This window comes from Sinorhizobium kostiense (assembly GCF_017874595.1).
GTDB lineage: Bacteria > Pseudomonadota > Alphaproteobacteria > Rhizobiales > Rhizobiaceae > Sinorhizobium > Sinorhizobium kostiense.
The window spans coordinates 291531-311896 of the sequence record NZ_JAGILA010000004.1 but is presented as its reverse complement, the minus strand read 5'-3'; the positions used below and the strand labels follow the sequence as shown (position 1 = coordinate 311896).

The window sequence follows — 20366 nt, the reverse complement described above, 5'->3', positions numbered from 1 at the left end:
TCGGAATCAATTTGTCCAGAAGGTCACGTATTCGGATACCATACCAGGAGCTGAAATCGCCGCAGTGATACCCGCTTGTCACAAGCCGCCAACGAGCGAGCCGCCAGGCAGCGCCCATACGCCGAAGATGCAGCTTTTGTTTGCGGCCTCATGCGGTATCATGCCTGACAACGGGAGGACGTCTGATGTTCGGCCTGCTCGCTCTGCTTACGGCGTCCGTTTTCTTCGGCGCCGCCATTTACATCAATATCGCCGAACAGCCGGCAAGGTTGCGCCTCGACCACCGCGCGGCGCTCGCCGAATGGGGCCCGGCCTACCGGCGGGGCTTTGAGATGCAAGCATCGCTGGCGATCCTGTCCGGCCTGCTTGGCGCGGCGGCCTGGTGGCAGACCGGCAATGCGCTCTGGGGCCTCGGCGCCGCCGTCATCATCATGAACTGGCCGTACACCCTCTATTTCATCATGCCGATCAACAAGCGCCTGGAGACGACGCCGGCGGACGGGGCTGGCATGGAGACCCGCGATCTGATGGTGCGCTGGGGCAAGCTCCACGCCGGCCGCAGCGCGCTCGGCGCGATCGCCGCGGCCATATATCTGATTGCCGCCAACAACATGTGATCGGCACCGCAGCCACTATTCGCGGAGTTTTCCTGCCCTTTTCCACGCAGCAGGCTGCGCGCTTTCGTGGCGCGCCTTTCGGCGATGCGGAATCGATTTTGTATACAAAACGAACCAGAACTGTTGACAGGCTTGTATTTTAGGATTTCCCTTACGATCCGCATCGCGACGACGCGCCGGATGCAAAGGATGGGGAGTGAGATGATCAACAGACGCTCGACATTGAAATCGCTGGCGCTCGGCGCCGTTTCATTTCTTGCCATTACAGCGGGGGGAGTGCTTTCCGCGTATGCCGAGAACAAGGAGCTCAAGATCGGTTTTGTGGGTGTAACCAGCGGACCGGCCGCGGCCTGGGGTACATCCAACGTGCGTTCGATGCAGACTCGCGCGGACTGGCTCAACGAAAAAGGCGGCGTGAAGATCGGCGACGACACTTACAACATCACCATCGTGACTTTCGACGACCAGAAGGACCCGAAGCGAGCCATTGCCGGCATGGAGAAGATGGCCCAGGAAGGCATCCGCTACGTCGTCGGGCCTAACGTCGACGACGGCGCAGCCGCGGTCCGCCCGGTGGCCGAGTCGAAGGGGATCATATATTTCCCCTACGCCTTCCCGAAGGCGCTCTATACACCTCCGGCATCGAACGCCATCCTTGGAATGGTCGCAAACTATCAGTCGGGGCCGGCTATCTATAAATACCTCAAGGAAAACAAGGGCGTGAAGAAGGTTGCCTTCATCGCCGCAAATGAATCCGACCCGCTCAGTCAACGGGACAGCGGCGTCGCCGCCGCGAAGGAACTGGGGCTGGAGGTGGTGGCCGAGAAGGACACCTATCAGAACGACACCCGCGATTTCACGCCGGTGTTGACGCCCATCGTGCAACTTAAGCCAGACCTGCTCGTGCTGTCGGGTGTCGCACCCGCCAACGCACCCTTGCTGATCCGCGCAGCCCGCGAACTTGGTTACGAAGGTCTGATCTCGGCCGAGACGGCACAGGACGCGACCGTGCTGCAGGAGGGTGCCGGTGAACTTGCCAACGGCTTCATCTCCGTTGGAGGCGCCTCGACGCCTGAAATTCGCACGCCGGTGATGGAAGAGTTCATCGATCGCTACACGAAGAAGTACGGCGAATACAACGACGAGTCCAATACGAAGGTCTATGCGCTCGAGTATATCATCGAAACGCTAAAGGCGAATCCTAAGGCGATCGACGATGTGGAGGAATTCAAGAAGACGGTTGACGCATTCTCGGCGCCCAACCCGTTCGCCAAGGACAGTACGCTGAAATATGTCGGCATGACCTCCTTTGGACAGAAGCGGCAGCTTTCGGTGCCGATGGTCGTGACGGAATTCAAGGATGGCGAATTCCAGACGCTGTTCATCGGCGAGGTGGACTGAGATTCGCATGAGCTAAGAAGGGGGCGCGGCGGCATGTTTCCCGGCCGCGCCCTGTCACAAGCTCTTCGCGATTCGCAACTTTCACTTGGGCCGGATCCGTCGCATGGAACAGGTAATAGCCAACGGACTTTATCTCGGCGCCCAGTACGCGCTGATCGCGCTTGGACTGACGCTGATCTTTGCCCTCATGAACGTGCTCAATTTCGCGCACGGCCAGATGTACGTGCTGGGCGGCTTCGTGACCTACACGATCTATGGCCAGCTGAAGCTGCCTTTCGTCGTGGCGTTGATCTGCTCGGGGGTGACGCTCGCCATCATCGGCGCACTCATGGAAAAGTTCCTCTTCCGCACGGTGATCCGGCGCAGCAAGCGTGAGGAAAGCACGATGCTGCTGGCGGCGGCGACGGCGTTCTTTCTCGACGCCGTCATGCTGCTTCTGTTCGGCGAGAAGCAGCGCGGCGTGCCGAAGATCATCAGCGGCGTCTTCATCTCCGAAAGGGTGATCCTGCCCTATGACCGCATCCTCGTCGGCGTCGTCGCAATTCTGATGATCGCCGCTTTCATGGTCTTCATGCAGTACAGCAGACCGGGCCGCGCGATGCGGGCGCTGGCGCAGGATCGCGTCGCTGCGCAGCTGATGGGCGTCAAGGTCGAGCGCTATTCGATGATCGGCTTTGCCTTGGGCGCGATGCTCGCCGGCGTCGTCGGCGGATTGCTCGTCAGCATCACCGGCGTCAATTCCGGCATCGGCGGACCGATCTCGATCAAGGCCTTCCTGATGGTGATGATCGGCGGCGCCGGCGTCGTAGGCGGTGCGATCGCCGGCGGCTTTATCCTTGGCATGATGGAGTCGGTCGGGCTCGCTACGCTGCGCGAATATGGCGACATCACCTATCTCGCGATTTTCGCGCTTCTGATGATCTTCCTCAGCATCCGCCCGCACGGGCTGATGGGCAAGCCGTGGGGCTGATCTCATGCGCAAGACTCAAACCGCCACCGTCAGGACTGTCTCGGCAGCGATCTTCCTCCTCGTGTTGCTCGTGGCAGTGCCTCTGCTGATCAATGCCACCGGTCGCAGTGACCTTTATTACACGCTGACGTCGGTAGCGCTGCTCAGCATCATCAGCGCCGGCGTGTGGATCACCTTCTACATCGGCCGCATCAACATCGGCCAGGGCGCCTACGCGCTGGCGGGCGGCTATGTTTCGGCCATACTGGTGATGAACTACGGCATGTCGTTCTGGCAGACGCTACCCTTGGCCGGGCTCTTCTGCGCCGCCGCGAGCGTGCTCATCGGCCTGCCGATCCTGCGCCTGCGTGGCGTCTACTTCGCCATGGTGTCGCTGGTGCTGACCGAAGTCGCCCGGCTGCTGGCGCTTGCTTTACCGATCACGAATGGTGCCAGCGGCATCGTCAGCATACCGCTGCCGACGGGCATCAGCCTGTTCGGCCTTACGCTCGTTCCGGATTTCGCGACGGTCGCGAACCCCCGCCTCGCCTTCTATATCGCCGCGGTCCTGCTGATGGCGTTGTGTTTCCTGGGCCTCTACCGGCTAGCGCATTCCCGCATCGGGCAGTTGTGCCAATCCCTGCAGCAGAATGAGGAACTCGCCTCGTCGATCGGCGTCAATATCGCTTACTTGCGGGTCATCGCCTATGCGATCTCCTCCTTCCTCGGCGGCGTCGGCGGTGCAATGTTCGCCTCGATATCCCAATCGATCTATCCGTCGAGTTTCACCGTCGCGGATTCCGTGAACTTCATGCTCAATTGCTTCCTCGGGGGCCTCGGCTACGTGCTTGGGCCGATGCTTGGCACCTTTGTGCTCTATTTCGGCTGGGATCTGCTGTTCCAGACGGGGCAATTCCAGCTCCTGATCTTCTCGACCGTGCTGATCTTGCTCATGCTGGTCCTGCCCAATGGGCTGCTGAGCCTGGCTCTGCCGCGCAAGAGGGGCAAGTAGCGATGCCGGACGTCCTGGAAATCCAAGCGCTCACCAAACGTTTCGGCGGCCTCGTTGCAGTGAACGACGTCTCTTTCAGCGTCCGCGAGCGTGAAATCCTCTCGGTCATCGGACCGAACGGTGCCGGCAAGTCGACGCTGTTCAAGCTGATCTCGTCGTTTCTCAGGCCGACCTCCGGCGAGGTGCGCTTCAAGGGTGAGCGCATATCGGGGCTTGCTCCGCACATCGCCGCCCGGAAGGGAGTCGTGCGGACCTTCCAGGAAACCACGATCTTCAAGGATATGACGGTACGCGATAATGTCGTCACGGCGCATCATCTGCGTTCGCGAGCGAGTCTAGCCGGCTTTTATTTCGGCAGTGCCACGGCACGCAGCGATCTCGATGCCTTTGGTGCTTCGGCCGACGAAATCATTGCCTTTCTCAGCCTCGAAACGATGAGCGGCGAGATCGCCAGCAACCTGCCCCACGGTCATTTGCGCGCTCTCGGCATCGCGATCGCACTGGCTACCAATCCATCCGTCATTCTCCTCGACGAGCCTTTTGCGGGCATGAACCATGACGAGACCCGGCGCGCTTTGGGGATCGTCCGCAAGCTCCGCGAGCGCGGCATCACCGTGCTCCTGGTCGAGCACGACATGCCGGCCGTCATGAATATTTCCGACCGCATCGTCGTGCTCAACTTCGGCCAGAAGATCGCCGAGGGCACACCGGCGGAGATCCAAGAGAACCCCAAGGTCATCGAAGCCTATCTCGGCGCCGAGGACGAATCGATCGGATTGTAGGCGATGGACGCACTGCTGAAATTCGAGGACGTCGAGCTCTATTACGATCACGTCTATGCCTTGAAGGGTGTTTCGGTCGAGGTCCATGAAGGCGAGACGGTCGCGCTCATCGGCGCCAACGGCGCCGGAAAATCGTCGATTCTGCGGGCGATCACCGGGCTTCGGAGGATTCGCTCAGGGCAGATCCAATACCAGGGCAAGCGCATTGACGGCATCGCTCCGGACGAAATCGTCCGCATGGGGATCTCGATGGTGCCTGAGGCACGCCGGGTCTTTCCCTATATGAGCGTGCGCGACAATCTCCTGATGGGCGCATTTACGCGCAGCGACAAGGCCGGGATCCAGCAAAGCATGGAAATGGTACTGGCGCGATTTCCGCGCCTCAAGGAGCGCTATTCGCAGCAGGCCGGAACGATGAGCGGCGGCGAGCAGCAGATGCTGGTTATCGGGCGGGCGCTGATGGCGCGTCCGCGCCTGCTGTTGCTCGATGAGCCGTCGCTCGGGGTTGCCCCGAAGCTGGTGCAGGACATCGCCCGCTCGATCGTGGCGATCAATCGCGATGAGAAAGTGAGTGTCCTGCTTGTCGAGCAGAACTCGCGAATGGCGCTGCGCATCTCCAACCGCGCCTACGCGCTGACGACGGGCAAAGTGGCGCTCAGCGGCACCTCGTCCGAGTTGCTGACCGACGAAAGGGTCAGGCATCTCTATCTCGGTGGTGAATTCTAGGCTGCCCGACATGCGTATACTCGTCATAAATCCGAACACGACGGCTTCGATGACCGAAAAGATCGGCAAGGCGGCGCAGTCTGCGGCGTCGCCGGCGACGGAAATCGTCGCGGTCAATCCTCCTGACGGTCCGCCGAGCATCGAGGGCTATTACGACGAGGTTTTCTCCATCCCCGGCATGATTGCGGAGATTGCGAAGGCGCCCGCGGTGGATGCGTTCGTGATCGCGTGTTTCGATGACACCGGGCTCGATGCGGCTCGCTGCGCTACGGAGGCGCCGGTCATCGGCATCGGCGAAGCGGCCTTCCACCTCGCAACGCTGATTGCCGGCAAGTTCAGTGTCGTCACAACACTTGCGCGTTCCGTGCCGGCGATAGAGCACAATCTGACAAGATACGGACTTGCCTCCCGTTGTGCCAGGGTGCGTGCCTCCGATGTCCCGGTGCTCGACCTGGAACTGCCGGGCTCACAGGCCAACCGCAGGATTTCCGCGGAAATCGCTCGGGCAATCGCCGAGGATAAGGCCGAAGCGGTGGTGCTCGGCTGCGCTGGTATGGCCGACCTCGCCCACGCGCTCTCGATCGAACACGGCATCCCGGTGCTCGACGGCGTCGCCTGCGCGGTCAGGCTTGCAGAGACGGTCTCGGCACTCGGCCTCAAGACATCGAAGGTCGGCGGCTATGCCGTGCCGCTGCCAAAACGATACGCGGGAATTTACGCGCCCTGGTCTCCTCGCACACGCTAGCGGCGAGCGGATTGACCCGGTGGGTGCGCTTACTGCATGTTGCTCGGATCGGAGTCGATTTCAAGAATAAAAACATGCGGCATTTCAAAGTGCTACAGCGAGCTTGCATCGGAAAGGACGCGGGGGTGCTGTAGGAGAGTTCAGCGCCACGTGCAGCCCGCGAGCCTGCAACAGCGGGCAATGCAAAGACCGAGTTCGCTAGAAACGATAAGACATGTTGACCACACTCAGGCCTGAAAACGAGCGCAAGAAGCCGGCCGCTCGCTGGTCGCCGATCTATCACGGGCTCAGAGACGCGATCGTCAGCCACCGCCTGTCGCCGGGGACGAAGCTGCCCGAGGACGAACTGGCCTCGATCTACTCGGTTAGTCGCACTGTCATCCGGTCCGCCCTCCAGGCGCTCGCCCATGACTGGCTGGTCCGGCTGGAGCCCAATCGCGGCGCCTTCGTCGCTCAGCCGTCGACAAAGGAAGCCCGCGAGGTTTTCGAAGCCCGCGCGTTGATAGAGCCGAGGGTGGCGGCGCTCGCTGCCAAGGTTGCGAAACCCGAGGACGTGCTGTTGCTGCGCGGCCATCTCGAAAGGGAGCATGAGGCGTTGCATGCCGGGCGAGACAGCGAAGCGATCATGCTCTCCGCGATGTTCCATGTCGGCATCGCCGAAATTGCCGATCAATCCGTACTGATGGGCTTCGTCCGCGATCTCGTTTCTCACTCGTCCCTGATAATCGCGCTCTATTGGCGGCGCCGGGATACCACCTGTGAGAGCCACGCGCACCACGCTCTGGTCGATGCGATCGAGGCAGGAGATCCGGACAAGGCGGCACAGTTGATGAAGGATCATCTGCTCGATCTGCTGTCGGGGCTCGACCTCAACCGCGCGGAACGGAAGCCGGAAAATCTCATCGATATCCTGCGTTGATATCCTGAACGGCCGCAACCAATCACTTCAGCGCCGCGCGTCTTATCAGACGCGCAAAGGTTGCTGTAGCACCTTGAATTGCCGCATGCCCTCGTCATTGAATCGAGGTCAATTTAAGGAGACATGCAGTAGCGTACGCTTGCCTTCCAACCGATCCCCGATCAGATCTCGAGCGCGGCCGCTTTGTCCATTTCCTCGTGCAGTTTGCGCTCTTCATCGGCATGCGGCCGGGTGAAGCGGGCGATGACGAGATAGGCGACGGGCGTGAGATAAAGCGTCACGACCGCGGCGAGCCCGAGCCCCCCGACGAGGACCCAGCCAAGTGCCGAGCGCGCTTCCGCCCCTGCGCCGCTTGCCAGCACCAGCGGCACGGCGCCGACGACGGTGGCGATCATGGTCATCATCACCGGCCTCAAACGAATATTGGCGGCGTTCTCGATGGCGCTCCTCACATCCTGGCCGCGGTCGCGGAGCTGATTTGCGAACTCGACGATCAGGATGCCGTTCTTCGCCATGATGCCGACCAGCATCACGAGGCCGATCTGGCTGTAGATGTTGAGCGTGTTGCCGGTCATGATCATTGCGAAAACGGCGCAGGCAAGGCCGAGCGGCACGGTCGACATGATGATGATGCCGCTGACGAAGCTTTCGAATTGCGCCGCCAGGACCAGGAAGATGATGACGATTGCGAAGCCGAAGGTGATGAAGAGGCCGCCGGCGTTCTCGTCGAGCGTCGCCGCTTCCGCAAGCGGCATCAGCCGCGAGCCCGGCGGCAGCAGCGGCGCGGCCATTTCCTCGACCATCGACACCGCCTCACCGAGCGCCAGATCCTCCTTCAGTCCAGCGGAAAGCGAGACGGCACGGAGCTGGCTTTCGCGCGCGAGCTGCGGCGCCACCGCCTTCTCCTCGATGCTGGCTACGGTCGAGATCGGCACGATCCGGCCATCGACGGTCTTGATGAAGATGTTCTGGAGATCCGTCGGGTCGTTGAGCGGTGTGGTGGAGGAGACGAGCTTGACCGGGTAGGATTCGCCCTCGACGAACACATCGACGACGCTGCTGCCGTCGAGCATCGCCTGCAGCGCCCAGGCGAGACCGCCGATGTCGACGCCGAGATCGGAGGCGCGCTCGCGATCGATGGTCACCGATAATTGCGCCTGATTGGCCTCGTAGTTCAGCCGCACGTTCTCGAAACGACCCGTGTCCTCGATCGCGCGCACCAATTTCGCCGCCGCATCGCCGAGCTTCGTATAATCGTTGCCGACGAGCGCCACCTGAAGACCGCTGCCGGCGCCGCGTATTCCGAGGCTATTCGGCTGGATGGGGAAGGTGCGGACGGAGGGTATGTCGGCGGTCGCCTTGTTGATGTCGGCAACGACCTGTTGCTGCGTGCGCTCGCGGTCCTCCCAGGGAGCAAGCCCCAAGACCATGAAGCCGCTATTCGCCGAGCCGCCCTGCCCGGAAATAGAGAACACGTTGGCGATCTCGCCGGATCTCACCAGCGGCTGCAGCGCGTCCTCGATCCGCCGCATCTGTGCCTGCGTATATTCGAGCGAGACGCCCTGCGGCGAATTCACCCGGAGCATCACCAGCGAGCGGTCCTCGTTCGGCGTCAGCTCGGATTTGAGCGTCAGGAACGCCGTGGCGCCCGCCGCGGTGAAGAAGGCTGCGACGACGAAGACGATCAGCGGCGCGTTGAGGCACGCCCTGAGCGTCACCCGATAGAAATCGGAGGCGCGCTGGCCGAAGCGGCGCATTAACCCGTGATACGCGTGCGCCTCCGTCGTCAGCATGCGCGAGGCGAGCATCGGGCAAAGCGTCAGCGAGACGAAGGACGACAGCAACACGGCGAAGGCGAGCACGAAACCGAACTCGCGGAAAAGCCCGCCCGTCTGCCCCGGCAGGAAGGAGAGCGGCACGAACACGGCCGCAAGCGTTACCGTCGTCGCCAGCACCGCGAAGAAAACCTCCAGCGTGCCGTGCACCGCTGCGGCCCGCGGTCCGAGGCCGCTCGCCCGGCGCCGTACGATATTCTCGAGCACCACGATCGCATCGTCGACGACGAGACCGGTGGCAAGCACGATCGCCAGCAGCGTCAGGATGTTGATCGAAAAGCCGGCGAGATAGATCGCCGCCAGCGTCCCGATCAGCGCGATCGGCATTGTAATCGTCGGGATCAGCGTTGCTCGCCAATCGAGCAGGAACAGGTAGATGACGAGGGTGACGATAAAGACCGCCACCAGGAGCGCGATCTCCACCTCGTGGATCGCGCCGTTGATGAACACCGCATCGTCGCTCGTCACCTTGAGATCGGTTCCGGGCGGCAGAATGTCCGAAGAGATCGTGTCGACCACCTTGCGCACGCCCTCGGAAATATCCACCGTGTTCGACTGCGCCTGGCGGACGATGCCGAGACCGATACCCTGACGCCCGTTGGAGCGCAGAGCCGAGGTGCCCGTGTCGGGGCCAAGCGTCACCGTCGCCACGTCGCCGAGCCTGACATTTTCGCCGAGGATGAGGTTTTCAAACTGTTCCGGCGTCTGCAGGTCCGCCGTCGCGCGGACCGAAATATCCTGACTCGAGCTCGTCAGCGACCCCGCCGGCACGTCATAGGAGGCATTCGAAAGCGCTTCGCGCAGATTGGCCACCGTGATGCCGCGCCCGGCGAGCTTGGCCTGGTTCAAGTCGATACGGAAGATTTTCTCCTGGTCGCCATAGACGGTGACGTCGGCGACGCCCTCGACCGCTGCCAGCCGGTCGCTGATCTCGTTCTCGACGAGCAGCGTCATGTCTTCCATCGTCATGGTGTCGGAGGTCAGCGCCAGGCGCATGATCGGCTGGCTGTCCGAATCCGCTTTCACGATGCGCGGCTCTTCCGCATCGTCCGGAAGCTGGTTGGCAACGCGGCCGAGCGCGTCGCGCACGTCGTTCGCCGCCTGGCCGATATCTGTCGTGTCGGAGAATTCGAGCGTGACGCGGCTGCGGCCGAAGGAGGACGTCGACGAAATACCCTTGATCCCCTGGACGCGGGAGACGGCACCTTCGATGACCGACGTCACCTCGCGATCGATGGTTTCCGGGGAAGCCCCCTCGAACTCCGTCGTCACCGAAATCACCGGCTGGTCGACCTGCGGCAGCTCTCGGATCTCGATACCGTTCCAGGCGGCCAGCCCCGCCACCACGATCAACATGTTGACGACGAGGGCGAAGATCGGCCGGCGGATGAAGAGCGCGGTAAAGCCGGTCTTTCCGCCCTCTCCTCCCGTGCCGTGGTGACCGCCGAAGCCGATGTTCATTGCGCGTCCCCCGCCACCTTCTGCTCGCTCTCAGGCGCCTTGTCGCCGGCGACCCGCACCGTGCCGCCATCGCGCAGCCGCTGCACGCCTTCCGTCACGACGCGGTCGCCTTCGGAGAGCTCCGCCTCGACGAGCACCTTGTCGGGATTGCGCTGGATGATCTTGACCGGTACGCGCTCGCTCTTCTCGCCATCGATGCGCCAGACATAGGAGCCTTCCGCGCTCCATTGGATCGCCAGCGGATCGACGGTTGGAAAACGGTCGCCGTCGAAGGCCATTGCGACGGAGAAGGACATTCCGGCGCGCAGCATGTCGTCCGGGTTCTCGATTCTTGCCCGTACCCGAAGTGTCCGGCTCGCCTGGTCGAGGCGGTTGTCGATCGCATGGATGACGCCGTCAAGCTGCCGGCCGGGTTGCGCGATCGCGCTTGCCGTCACCGGCTGGCCAACGAAGATCTTGCTTGCGAAGCGTTCCGGCACCCAGAAATCGACGAGAATCTCGGAGCGGTCGTCGACGACCGCAATCGGTGTCGACGTGGTGACATAATCGCCGACATTGACCGTGATGATGCCGACGACACCCTTCGACGGAGAAACGATGTCGCGCCGCTTGAGGTCGAGCTCGGCGGTCCTCAGCGCCAATTCGGCTGTCTGCAGCGCGATCTCCGCGTCGCGCACCTCGACCGCCGTCACGGCGCGCGCGGTGCCCAGGTTGCGATAGCGCTCGACCTTTTCCCGGGCGCTGTCTCGGGTGAGCCGCGCCTGCTCGGCTGCAATGACCTGATCGTCGCTGTCGAGCCGCGCGATCACCTGGCCCGCCTCGACCCGGTCGCCCGACTTTACGAGGATTTCGGTGAGATTGCCCGTTGCCGTCGGCGTCACCGTAACGGAAAGGATTGCCTCACCGTTGCCGATGATATTGAGCCTGTTGTTGACGATTGCGCTTGCCGCGGGCTTGACGACCACGAGAGCCGCTCCACCGCCGCCCGGCCCGCGCCCGCTACCGCGCCCGCCGCCATCGCGCGGGCCCTGCTGGCGCGACAACGCGTCGATCAACGGGTGCGAAACCCCGATCGCCGCGAGCGTTTCGCCCGCGCCGGGGGCAAAGCGTATCCAGGCGGCGCCCCCGACGACGAGAACGACGAGGCTGACCGCGAGTTGCTTCCAAAAGCGCATTCATGTCTCCGAACTGGGGAGCGCGCGACTGCGTGGCGCGCACCGGTAGGAACGTCCAAGTTCCCTGAGTATGGTTGCTCGCGTGCCTTCGGGCAATCGCGGAACTCCCTTATTACGCAATTGTAATGAAAGCAGAAATCGGTGGCCGCATGATGGCGCAAGCGACAGCTCGAAATGACGCCCAGCTCGCTCCGGCGGCTATATTTACAGCAGGTGCGGCTCGGCTATTCTGCTTTTCGGATGACGAGTTCGGAACTGTTCGGCGCTCAACAGGGGAGAAGGAAAATGTGCGATGCATGTGTCATTCAGTCGGTGAAACAGCGAATGCTGTCGCGACGCGGCTTCTTCCGCGCGGCCGCGGGCGGCACGGCGGCAATTGCCGCCGCAAGCATGGGGATCGCGCCGCCGGCGCTTGCCGCAGGTCACACCGGCGTCACCGATCTTACCCATGAGCTTCACGAGGAATTCCCGACCTTTTTCGGGCAGCAACAGTTCTTCCGCGAGCAGAAGTTCAGCTTCGCCGAACACAAGTTCAACATTTTCGAGCTACGCGTGAACGAGCACACTGGTACCCACGTCGACGCGCCGCTGCATTTCTCGGCCGACGGGCTCTCGGTCGCCGAGCTGCCGGTCGAAAAGCTCGTGGTGCCGCTCTGTGTCGTCGACATCCGCAACAAGGCCGCGGCCGACCCGGATGCTCAGGTGACGCCCGATGACATCAAGGCCTGGATGTCCGCCAACGGCGAGATTCCGGAAAACGCCTGCGTTGCCATGCTCTCCGGCTGGGCCGCCCATGTCGGCACGGACAAGTTCCGAAATGCCGATGCCGAAGGCAAGCTGCACTTCCCCGGCTTCCACGTGGAGGCGGCCAAATTCCTGATCGAGGAGACCCAGGCCGCCGGCATCGCGGTCGATACGCTCTCGCTCGACCACGGCATTTCACCGGATTTCGCCACACACAATGCCTGGCTTCCCGAAGGCCGCTGGGGGCTCGAGGCCGCGGCCAATCTCGACCAGCTGCCGGCCAAGGGCGCAACACTCGTTCTCGGCGCCCCGAAGCACCGCGGCGGCACCGGCGGCCCCGCGCGCGTTTTCGCGCTCGTCTGATCGGAGGAAAACACCATGGGCACAGTAGCGCCGCCGTCCGATCCCGAAGCCGATCCGCGCGTCAAGGCGGTTTTCGACGACATCCGCGCGACCCGCAAGTCCGACTTCGTCAACAATATGTGGCTCTGGCTCGCCTTCGACCCGGATCTTCTGGAGCGCACCTGGGCGGAGGTCAAGGCGGTAATGGCAACGCCGTCTGCCCTCGACCCGCTTGTCAAGGAGATGCTCTATATCGCCGTCTCCGTCACCAATGGTTGCGGCTACTGCATCCATTCCCATACGGCTTCCGCCAGGGCCAAGGGCATGACGGAGGCGCAGCATGCGGATCTTCTGCGGGTGATCTCGCTCGCCGCCAAGACCAATCAGCTCGCAACCGCGCTGCAAGTGCCGGTCGATGCCGCGTTCGATGCAAACGGCAAGCAATAATCCGCCGGCGAAAACGCCAGTGTTTCCACAGGCTTGTAGAGGCAGGCGAAGACCCCGGAATAAAAGAGGAACATCCTTTCTGGCCTTTCGATCCCGAATCACTACATTGGGCCGCATGAGCAAAGGTTTCGACGATATCCCCTTCTTCGACGAGGAGCCGGCAGCGCGCAGGCAGGCGCCTGCGGGCGGGATTGCGGCGCGCGCAATGGCGGCCCGCGACAGGTCCAAGCGCCCGGATTATCTCGCCGGCCTCAATCCGGAGCAGACGGAGGCGGTCGAGACGCTCGACGGTCCCGTATTGGTGCTTGCCGGCGCCGGCACCGGCAAGACCCGTGTCCTGACCACCCGCATCGCCCACATCCTTTCGACCGGCCGCGCCTACCCGTCGCAGATCCTCGCCGTGACCTTCACCAACAAGGCGGCGCGCGAGATGAAGGAGAGGATCGGCGTGCTCGTCGGCCATGCGGTCGAAGGCATGCCGTGGCTCGGCACCTTCCACTCGATCGGCGTCAAACTCTTGCGCCGCCACGCCGAGCTGGTTGGCCTCAGGTCCGATTTCACCATTCTCGACACCGACGACGTGGTGCGCCTGATCAAGCAGCTGATCCAGGCGGAGGGTCTCGACGACAAGCGCTGGCCGGCCAAGCAGTTCGCCGGCATGATCGATACCTGGAAGAACAAGGGCCTCGATCCGTCGCAGATTCCCGAGGGCGACGCCCGCGCCTTCGCCAACGGCAAGGGCCGCGAACTCTATGCCGCCTATCAGAATCGGCTTCTGACGCTCAATGCCTGCGACTTCGGCGACCTGCTCCTGCATCCGATCCGGATGTTCCGCGCCAATCCGGACGTGCTCAAGGACTATCACGACAAGTTCCGCTACATATTGGTCGACGAGTACCAGGACACCAATACGGCGCAATACATGTGGCTGCGGCTCCTGGCGCAGCGGCCGCAGGGTTCGCGCAATCGCCCCTCATCCGGCCTGCCGGCCACCCTCTCCCCGTCCGACGGGGAGAAGGGACAAGCGGCACGCTCTCCATCCCCCATCTCCCCGTCAGAACGCGGAGAGGGCCGGGGTGGGGGGCAATCCGCGGTCAACCTCTGCTGCGTCGGTGACGACGACCAGTCGATCTATGGCTGGCGCGGAGCTGAGGTCGACAACATCCTGCGCTTTGAGAAGGACTTCCCCGGCGCCAAGGTGATCAAGCTGGAGCGCAATTACCGCTCGACCGAGCACATCCTCGGTGCCGCCTCGCACCTGATCGCCCATAACGAGGGCCGGCTCGGCAAGACGCTCTTTACCGATCGCAGCAACCAGGACGACGAGAAGGTGCACGTCCACGCCGCCTGGGACTCCGAGGAGGAGGCCCGCGCGATCGGCGAGGAGATCGAGCAGCTGCAGCGCGCCGAGCACAATCTGAACGACATGGCGATCCTGGTGCGCGCCTCGTTCCAGATGCGCGAGTTCGAAGACCGCTTCGTCACCCTCGGGCTCAACTATCGTGTCATCGGCGGTCCGCGCTTTTACGAGCGGCTCGAGATCCGCGACGCCATGGCCTATTTCCGACTCGTCTGCCAGCCGGCCGACGACCTCGCCTTCGAGCGCATCATCAACACGCCGAAGCGCGGGCTTGGCGAAAGCACGGTGCGCACCCTGCACGACTATGCCCGCACCCGCGACATTCCAATGCTCGCCGCGGCAAGCGAGATCATCGAAACCGACGAGCTTAAACCCAAGGCACGCAAGGCCCTTTTCGACGTCGTCACCGACTTCCGCCGCTGGCAGACGCTCCTGGAGACGACGCCGCATACGGAGCTTGCCGAAAAGATCCTCGACGAAAGCGGCTACACCGCGATGTGGCAGGCCGACAAGTCGGCCGAAGCACCCGGACGCCTCGAAAACCTCAAGGAACTCATCCGCTCGATGGAAACGTTCGAATCGATGCGCGGCTTCCTGGAGCATGTGGCGCTGGTCATGGACGCCGAGCAGAACGAGGACATGGATGCCGTGTCGATCATGACGCTGCATTCGGCCAAGGGCCTGGAGTTCGACACGGTCTTCCTGCCGGGCTGGGAGGAAGGCCTCTTTCCCCACCAGCGTTCACTCGACGAAGGCGGGCGCGCGGGCCTTGAGGAAGAGCGCCGCCTCGCCTATGTCGGCATCACCCGCGCCAAGCACCGCTGCCATATCTGGTTCGTCTCGAATCGTCGCATCCACGGCCTCTGGCAATCGACCATGCCCTCGCGCTTCCTCGACGAACTGCCGATCGATCATGTCGAAGTGGCCGAGCAGGAGGTCTCCTTTGGCGGCTACAATCGCGGCGGTTATGGCCAGTCGCGCTTTGACAAGGCCGACCCCTTCGAGAACAGCTACCAGACGCCCGGCTGGAAGCGCGCCCAGCAGCACCGCTCGGATGCGACCCGCGACAATTGGGGCACGCGCTCCGGCCATGCCGTGGAGCGCATCGGCTATGGCGAATCCGGCCCGCGCACCCGCACCATCGAAGGCGAGCTCGTCGCCAAGTCGACGACCACCGAGCCCTCCCGCTTCAAGGTGGGCGACCGCGTCTTCCACCTGAAATTCGGCAACGGCAACATCGCCGCGATCGAGGGCAACAAGCTGACGATCGACTTTGACCGGGCGGGGCAGAAGCGGGTGTTGGATGGGTTTGTGGAAAGGGTGTGATCCCTATGCGGGTCTTACCCCCGTGCTTGTTACAGCAACAGGCTGAATTTGATGGCCCTGACGCAAGGACCGAGACCGCGAAGCGTAGATAGGCGGGGGCCACCCTCAAATTACCATCTGATACATTATCAATCCCGACTTCTCGGCCAGCTTGTCGTAAAGCTGCATGGCGCTTGCGTTCGACTCATGCGTCAGCCAGTAGACGCGTGATGTGCCGGCGCGCCGCGCGGCGTCGAAGACACCATTGATCATGGCCTGGCCGACTCCTCTGCCGTGTACGGCCTCGCTGGTGAAGAGGTCCTGGAGATAGCAATTCGGCTGGATCGCCGTGGTGCTGTGGTGAAAGATGTAGTGCGTCAACCCGACAAGCCGGCCGTGGTTTTCGGCAACAAGCGCATACATCGGCTCATAGGCGTCGAAGAAGCGCGACCAGGTCATGAGGGTTATGTCGGCAGCGAGCGCCCTTTCACCCGCGCGTCCGTACGAGGCGTTGTAGTGCTCCCAAAGCACCAGCCACTGATCGTAGTCGCTCCTGACGACGGGGCGGATTGAGACGTTTTCGCTCATTGTCGAACCCACCGGAGGCACCGTTGCGGGGGCGACAGCATAACCCCTCGAACAGGCGCGGTCCATCATGGAGCGGCGAGCCCATGATCACATCCTTGCAGCGGAACCGCCTGTCGCAGCGCATCCACTGTCACCGGGGCCAGCCGCTAAAATTGCAGCGAATTTTGCCGATCTTCGTTAAGACGCGGCAGGTACGAATCGATCGCAAATATCCGCCGCACATGCAGGTCGACATTCATTTTCAGCACGACAGGTCGTTTCGCAGATGAACTTTCTTCCCGCCGTATCCGTCGTCGCGCTGCTGGCGACGCTGCCGGTCCTCATGTCTTTCGAACGCACCGCCGGCGCTCGCGAATTCTCGGCCGCCTGCGCCCTCTCAGCAGCAGGGATCGGCCTCGTGGCATTTGCTGCGGTGATACGGATGCCGCTTGCAGCCGTACTCGGCTTCGCGGCGCTGATCACGGCTTTCGTCTTCATCTCCTTCGCGTTCAGGCGCTTCCTCGCCCTGTCGGCGCCTCCTGCCTTGTTGATGGCGCTCACGCTTGCCGGCGGTACCGCCGGGATCGTCACCGCAATCGGCGGTCACGACCATGTCGGCGCCTGCGGCGTCGTCTTCGCCGGGCTCGGCGCCGTTGGCCTCCTGGTCGTCGGCCTCGCGAAGCTCGACCGCAAGGCGGCAAGCGTGCCCGCGGTCCGGTTTACCGCCATGGGTGCACTGACGATCGCCTGCGCCGGCTTCAGCCACTCCCTCGGGCCCTTGTCGGGAATGCCATCCGGGGGTTCGCCGGGCATCGCCTTTGAATTCGCCCTCGCAATCATGCAGACCATCGCCCTGCCCTCGCTCTTCCTCGCCGCCGTCCTCATGCTCCAGAACCGCACCATCGGTGACCTCAGCTCGGCACTCGCGCGCGACGAGCTGACGGGCGTGCTGTCGCGTGGAGCGCTGATCAAGGAGGGCGAGCGAATTTTCTCGCGCTGTCTCTCCACAGATCGGCCTGCTGCCTTCCTCCTCCTGGACCTCGACTATTTCAAGCAGATCAACGACCACTACGGTCATGCCTGCGGCGACATGGCGCTTGCGCATTTCGCCGGGACCGTCACGTCATTTCTCGATGGACGGGGCGCCTTCGGCCGGATCGGCGGCGAAGAATTCGGTGTGGTCCTGCCGGATCATACGGAGGAAGAAGCGGCTTCGCTTGCCGAAGCGATCTGTCGCGTCGTGCGGGAGGCGCCTGCCGGACGGGCCCACCAACGCATTCGCCTGACGGTGAGCATCGGCATCGCCGCTGCCGAACCGGCCGATACGATCGTGGACGTGATGATCCGAGCGGACATGGCGCTTTACGAGTCCAAGGCGGAGGGCCGCGACCGCTGCTCGGTCGCGAGGCAGCGCCGCATCGACGCCAGCGCCCGGGCGCTCGCGGCCGCCGCTGCCCAATTGCGGCAGGCGGACGTCCCCGGCCAGGAGCATTTGCGCGAGAGCGCGTGAAAGTACGTCGATTGGACCAGCGCATCGGTCCGAAAATCGGGACCCGATGTTCGGCAAGCTGGATGCGGAGTTTCAAAGACTTGCAGCGACCTTTCTGCGTCCGAAAAGACGCGCGGCGCTGTAAAATGTCCATCGAATCCGCAACGGCAGGGCGACGTCTTGGCATCGCCGCCCCGGCGACCTATGTGGATCAGTGCTCGTCACCGGAGGCTATCCATGTCCCACAACATCCCCGTATCGCTTCTGGCCGCCCTTGCCCTCGCGGCTGCGGCCTTCCTGCCTGCCCGCGCCGAAACCGTCGGTGAGGTCGGCGTCGATTGGATCGGCAACGATATCAAGATCGACGCGGTGCGCGATCCGAAGGTCGGTGGAGTGACCTGCCACGTCACCTATTTCGACCGCAGCGTCATCGATCGGCTGAAGAAGGGCAACTGGTTCGAGGACCCGTCGAACAATTCGATTGCCTGCAGGCAGACGGGACCGATTACGATCGGCGACATCGATCTGTCGAAGGAGGGGGAAGAGGTCTTTCGCTCCGGATTGTCGCTGATCTGGAAGGACCTGCTGGTGACGCGCATCTACGACAAGGCCCACGACACACTGATCTACCTGGCGCATTCGCGCCAGGTGACCGAGGGCTCCGCAAAGATGTCGATCTCGACGGTCCCGCTCTTTGGCCAGTCGGTCACATGGGAGAACGGGCGGCCCGAATGACCGCGGCCGGCCCTTCCTGCTTGATGGGAACACCTCGGCCGGAGCAGCATTCGTCAGGCAGAGGCGATTGCCGAAAGTCGGACCCGCGGAGGGAGGCCGAGGCGATCGCCCCTGATCCTGGACCGATGCCCGGTCCTTAGGGCCTCGGCGCAACGATGCCGGGATAGTAATCGCCCTCGCCTCCTTGATATCTTTCCCGATAGGGCCTGTCCGCCGGTACCACGCGGCGGCCATCGATGCTGCCGGTGGGCATGACGTCGACGTTGGACGGTGCATTCATCCGTGGGAGCAGAACCCGCTGACGCTGGCTCCGCGAGCCCGGGGGGTTGTTCTGATCGATGCCTTGGTAATAGCTGTCCGCAAGGGCCGGCGCCGCTACTCCGGCAAGTGCGGATGAGAGGACAAAAGCGGCGAATGACGTCTTAAGCGAAGATTTCATAGCGTCAACTCCTGACTATTCGCATCCGGTCTCCGACGGATGCCGCGATCGACAGCATACGTCCTCCCAACGCCTGCTGCGGTTACCAAGATAACAGCATTGTTGGCGATCGATCGTCACGACGCGTCACGATCGCTCCTGCAACCGTGATGCCTATTGCGCGAGTTTCAACTTGACGGGACAGCTGCCCTTCCCCAGGGCGGCTTTCAGCTGGCCGACATTGCGGGGGCGGGGCGCGTCAAAGGGGACCGCGTTTGTCACACGATCCCCTTCGAAGGGTTAAATCATCGGCCTCCAACCAATCAAGGCACCGGTGCCGGCGGGGTAAGACCCTGGTAATAGTCGCCCTCACCGCCACTGTGATACTCGTTCCTCTGCCGCTCGCGGAATTCAGAGGGAGTGAGATAGATGCGCCTCGGCGCCGGGGCGACATAGATGCTTCCAGTCGGCATGGGATCCACGTAGACGCTGCCGGTCGGAGCCGGGTCGACGTAAACGCTTCCCGCTGGCATGCCATCGATATAATAGGGGCCCGCGCTCGGCGCGACTGGCACCACCATGGTCCCTTCGGCAAGCGCCACTCCGGCTACAGCGGAGGAGAGCGCAAGCGCTGCAAATGCTGTTTTCACTATAGCTCGCATGGCATCACTCCTATCTTCGTTCGACAGGGTAAACGCCTTTTTCACGGCGACCGTTCCTTGTAGGTCGATGTATGACCGCTTCGCCTCGCGCGATTGTGATGCGGATTGGGCAAACAGCTTGCGAGCGAAAGAGCGAGCCGGCGACGAGGGCGATCACGACCGAATTCCCGCCCCCCGTGCGCCACAAAAAGCGGCAGAGCCGCGAGAGCTTACGCTGCCTGTGCGAGCTCGTCGGCGATGACGGTGTCGAGATTGAGGAAACAAACCATCGACTTCTCGAGCGCAACTATGCCGCGGCAGAAAGCGCGCTGTGCCTCAGGAATGATTTCCGGCGGCGGCTGCAGGTCCTCGCCGCGGATCGTCATCATGTCCGAGACCTGTTCGACGAGAAGGCCGACGAGCTTGCCGTTGATATCGGTGACGATGATCGCCGCACGCTCCGACGGTTCGGTCATCTTCATGCCGAGGCGGGACGCCATGTCGATGACCGGGATCACCGCGCCGCGCAGGTTGATGAGACCGAGCACATAGGGCGGTGTGTGCGGCATGGGCGTCACCGGTGCCCAGCCGCGAATTTCACGGATGGCCATGATGTCGATACAGAATTCCTGATCTCCCAGGTGGAAGGAGACGATTTCGAGATAGGCGCCGGACTGCTTGATTGCGTTGCTCATG

19 protein-coding genes are annotated in these 20366 nt (G+C 62.8%); 13 read left to right on the top strand and 6 right to left on the bottom strand.

The annotated features are described in order from the left end of the window. Nucleotides 1–185: 185 nt before the first annotated feature. The 8 genes from J2Z31_RS16760 to J2Z31_RS16725 all read left to right on the top strand — a co-directional run bounded on the left by J2Z31_RS16760 (nucleotide 186) and on the right by J2Z31_RS16725 (nucleotide 7151). On the top strand, nucleotides 186–617 hold the full coding sequence (locus tag J2Z31_RS16760) for a DUF1772 domain-containing protein (RefSeq protein WP_209602706.1): 432 nt from the start codon (nucleotides 186–188) through the stop codon (nucleotides 615–617). Between the two features lie 201 nt (nucleotides 618–818). Further along, nucleotides 819–2018 (top strand): ABC transporter substrate-binding protein, encoded by a 1200-nt coding sequence (locus tag J2Z31_RS16755; protein WP_209602705.1) that lies wholly within the window; start codon nucleotides 819–821, stop codon nucleotides 2016–2018. 103 nt (nucleotides 2019–2121) lie between these two features. Further along, entirely contained in the window at nucleotides 2122–2988 is an 867-nt protein-coding gene (locus tag J2Z31_RS16750) for a branched-chain amino acid ABC transporter permease (RefSeq protein ID WP_209602704.1), read from the top strand. A 4-nt stretch (nucleotides 2989–2992) separates the two neighbouring features. Next, nucleotides 2993–3979 carry a branched-chain amino acid ABC transporter permease gene (locus tag J2Z31_RS16745; RefSeq protein WP_209602703.1) on the top strand — a complete coding sequence of 329 codons (987 nt, stop codon included), beginning with the start codon at nucleotides 2993–2995 and terminating at the stop codon, nucleotides 3977–3979. A 2-nt stretch (nucleotides 3980–3981) separates the two neighbouring features. Continuing rightward, the gene (locus tag J2Z31_RS16740; protein ID WP_209602702.1) at nucleotides 3982–4761 is read left to right on the top strand and encodes an ABC transporter ATP-binding protein; all 780 of its coding nucleotides are present in this window, start codon (nucleotides 3982–3984) and stop codon (nucleotides 4759–4761) included. 3 nt (nucleotides 4762–4764) lie between these two features. Then, a complete protein-coding gene (locus J2Z31_RS16735; protein WP_209602701.1) occupies nucleotides 4765–5487 on the top strand; it encodes an ABC transporter ATP-binding protein in 723 nt (240 codons plus the stop codon). A 10-nt stretch (nucleotides 5488–5497) separates the two neighbouring features. Next, nucleotides 5498–6232 carry an aspartate/glutamate racemase family protein gene (locus J2Z31_RS16730; RefSeq protein WP_209602700.1) on the top strand — a complete coding sequence of 245 codons (735 nt, stop codon included), beginning with the start codon at nucleotides 5498–5500 and terminating at the stop codon, nucleotides 6230–6232. Nucleotides 6233–6446: 214 nt separating this feature from the next. Continuing rightward, complete coding sequence (locus tag J2Z31_RS16725; protein ID WP_209602699.1) at nucleotides 6447–7151, top strand: GntR family transcriptional regulator; 705 nt, start codon at nucleotides 6447–6449, stop codon at nucleotides 7149–7151. Between the two features lie 161 nt (nucleotides 7152–7312). Here J2Z31_RS16725 and J2Z31_RS16720 read toward each other — a convergent pair whose 3' ends face one another. Next, the gene (locus J2Z31_RS16720) at nucleotides 7313–10447 is read right to left on the bottom strand and encodes an efflux RND transporter permease subunit (protein WP_209602698.1); all 3135 of its coding nucleotides are present in this window, start codon (nucleotides 10445–10447) and stop codon (nucleotides 7313–7315) included. Next, entirely contained in the window at nucleotides 10444–11622 is a 1179-nt protein-coding gene (locus tag J2Z31_RS16715) for an efflux RND transporter periplasmic adaptor subunit (protein ID WP_209602697.1), read from the bottom strand. Before J2Z31_RS16715 ends, J2Z31_RS16720 begins: the two co-directional genes overlap by 4 nt. A gap of 285 nt (nucleotides 11623–11907) precedes the next feature. Between J2Z31_RS16715 and J2Z31_RS16710 the strand changes: the two genes are divergently transcribed. The 3 genes from J2Z31_RS16710 to J2Z31_RS16700 all read left to right on the top strand — a co-directional run bounded on the left by J2Z31_RS16710 (nucleotide 11908) and on the right by J2Z31_RS16700 (nucleotide 15841). Beyond that, entirely contained in the window at nucleotides 11908–12729 is an 822-nt protein-coding gene (locus J2Z31_RS16710) for a cyclase family protein (protein ID WP_209602696.1), read from the top strand. A 15-nt stretch (nucleotides 12730–12744) separates the two neighbouring features. Further along, nucleotides 12745–13155, top strand: a complete 411-nt coding sequence (locus tag J2Z31_RS16705; RefSeq protein WP_209602695.1) for a carboxymuconolactone decarboxylase family protein — start codon at nucleotides 12745–12747, stop codon at nucleotides 13153–13155. A gap of 115 nt (nucleotides 13156–13270) precedes the next feature. Then, nucleotides 13271–15841 carry an ATP-dependent helicase gene (locus J2Z31_RS16700; protein ID WP_209602694.1) on the top strand — a complete coding sequence of 857 codons (2571 nt, stop codon included), beginning with the start codon at nucleotides 13271–13273 and terminating at the stop codon, nucleotides 15839–15841. A gap of 105 nt (nucleotides 15842–15946) precedes the next feature. Here J2Z31_RS16700 and J2Z31_RS16695 read toward each other — a convergent pair whose 3' ends face one another. Next, on the bottom strand, nucleotides 15947–16408 hold the full coding sequence (locus tag J2Z31_RS16695; protein WP_209602693.1) for a GNAT family N-acetyltransferase: 462 nt from the start codon (nucleotides 16406–16408) through the stop codon (nucleotides 15947–15949). 265 nt (nucleotides 16409–16673) lie between these two features. On the opposite strand from J2Z31_RS16695, the gene J2Z31_RS16690 reads away from it, so the two are divergent. Then, on the top strand, nucleotides 16674–17897 hold the full coding sequence (locus tag J2Z31_RS16690) for a GGDEF domain-containing protein (protein ID WP_209602692.1): 1224 nt from the start codon (nucleotides 16674–16676) through the stop codon (nucleotides 17895–17897). 216 nt (nucleotides 17898–18113) lie between these two features. Next, nucleotides 18114–18611 carry a CreA family protein gene (locus J2Z31_RS16685; protein WP_209602691.1) on the top strand — a complete coding sequence of 166 codons (498 nt, stop codon included), beginning with the start codon at nucleotides 18114–18116 and terminating at the stop codon, nucleotides 18609–18611. A gap of 136 nt (nucleotides 18612–18747) precedes the next feature. Here J2Z31_RS16685 and J2Z31_RS16680 read toward each other — a convergent pair whose 3' ends face one another. The 3 genes from J2Z31_RS16680 to J2Z31_RS16670 all read right to left on the bottom strand — a co-directional run bounded on the left by J2Z31_RS16680 (nucleotide 18748) and on the right by J2Z31_RS16670 (nucleotide 20365). Further along, nucleotides 18748–19050 carry a hypothetical protein gene (locus tag J2Z31_RS16680; protein ID WP_209602690.1) on the bottom strand — a complete coding sequence of 101 codons (303 nt, stop codon included), beginning with the start codon at nucleotides 19048–19050 and terminating at the stop codon, nucleotides 18748–18750. A 302-nt stretch (nucleotides 19051–19352) separates the two neighbouring features. Further along, nucleotides 19353–19691 (bottom strand): hypothetical protein, encoded by a 339-nt coding sequence (locus J2Z31_RS16675; protein ID WP_209602689.1) that lies wholly within the window; start codon nucleotides 19689–19691, stop codon nucleotides 19353–19355. Nucleotides 19692–19900: 209 nt separating this feature from the next. Further along, nucleotides 19901–20365 carry a chemotaxis protein CheW gene (locus tag J2Z31_RS16670; RefSeq protein ID WP_209602688.1) on the bottom strand — a complete coding sequence of 155 codons (465 nt, stop codon included), beginning with the start codon at nucleotides 20363–20365 and terminating at the stop codon, nucleotides 19901–19903. Between the last annotated feature and the right edge of the window lies 1 nt (nucleotide 20366).

Bases quoted from the DNA above. Each gene is read 5' to 3' on its own strand.
- J2Z31_RS16760 (WP_209602706.1), top strand. From the start codon at position 186: ATGTTCGGCCTGCTCGCTCTGCTTACGGCGTCCGTTTTCTTCGGCGCC.
- J2Z31_RS16755 (WP_209602705.1), top strand. From the start codon at position 819: ATGATCAACAGACGCTCGACATTGAAATCGCTGGCGCTCGGCGCCGTT.
- J2Z31_RS16750 (WP_209602704.1), top strand. From the start codon at position 2,122: ATGGAACAGGTAATAGCCAACGGACTTTATCTCGGCGCCCAGTACGCG.
- J2Z31_RS16745 (WP_209602703.1), top strand. From the start codon at position 2,993: ATGCGCAAGACTCAAACCGCCACCGTCAGGACTGTCTCGGCAGCGATC.
- J2Z31_RS16740 (WP_209602702.1), top strand. From the start codon at position 3,982: ATGCCGGACGTCCTGGAAATCCAAGCGCTCACCAAACGTTTCGGCGGC.
- J2Z31_RS16735 (WP_209602701.1), top strand. From the start codon at position 4,765: ATGGACGCACTGCTGAAATTCGAGGACGTCGAGCTCTATTACGATCAC.
- J2Z31_RS16730 (WP_209602700.1), top strand. From the start codon at position 5,498: ATGCGTATACTCGTCATAAATCCGAACACGACGGCTTCGATGACCGAA.
- J2Z31_RS16725 (WP_209602699.1), top strand. From the start codon at position 6,447: ATGTTGACCACACTCAGGCCTGAAAACGAGCGCAAGAAGCCGGCCGCT.
- J2Z31_RS16720 (WP_209602698.1), bottom strand. From the start codon at position 10,447: ATGAACATCGGCTTCGGCGGTCACCACGGCACGGGAGGAGAGGGCGGA.
- J2Z31_RS16715 (WP_209602697.1), bottom strand. From the start codon at position 11,622: ATGCGCTTTTGGAAGCAACTCGCGGTCAGCCTCGTCGTTCTCGTCGTC.
- J2Z31_RS16710 (WP_209602696.1), top strand. From the start codon at position 11,908: ATGTGCGATGCATGTGTCATTCAGTCGGTGAAACAGCGAATGCTGTCG.
- J2Z31_RS16705 (WP_209602695.1), top strand. From the start codon at position 12,745: ATGGGCACAGTAGCGCCGCCGTCCGATCCCGAAGCCGATCCGCGCGTC.
- J2Z31_RS16700 (WP_209602694.1), top strand. From the start codon at position 13,271: ATGAGCAAAGGTTTCGACGATATCCCCTTCTTCGACGAGGAGCCGGCA.
- J2Z31_RS16695 (WP_209602693.1), bottom strand. From the start codon at position 16,408: ATGAGCGAAAACGTCTCAATCCGCCCCGTCGTCAGGAGCGACTACGAT.
- J2Z31_RS16690 (WP_209602692.1), top strand. From the start codon at position 16,674: ATGAACTTTCTTCCCGCCGTATCCGTCGTCGCGCTGCTGGCGACGCTG.
- J2Z31_RS16685 (WP_209602691.1), top strand. From the start codon at position 18,114: ATGTCCCACAACATCCCCGTATCGCTTCTGGCCGCCCTTGCCCTCGCG.
- J2Z31_RS16680 (WP_209602690.1), bottom strand. From the start codon at position 19,050: ATGAAATCTTCGCTTAAGACGTCATTCGCCGCTTTTGTCCTCTCATCC.
- J2Z31_RS16675 (WP_209602689.1), bottom strand. From the start codon at position 19,691: ATGCGAGCTATAGTGAAAACAGCATTTGCAGCGCTTGCGCTCTCCTCC.
- J2Z31_RS16670 (WP_209602688.1), bottom strand. From the start codon at position 20,365: ATGAGCAACGCAATCAAGCAGTCCGGCGCCTATCTCGAAATCGTCTCC.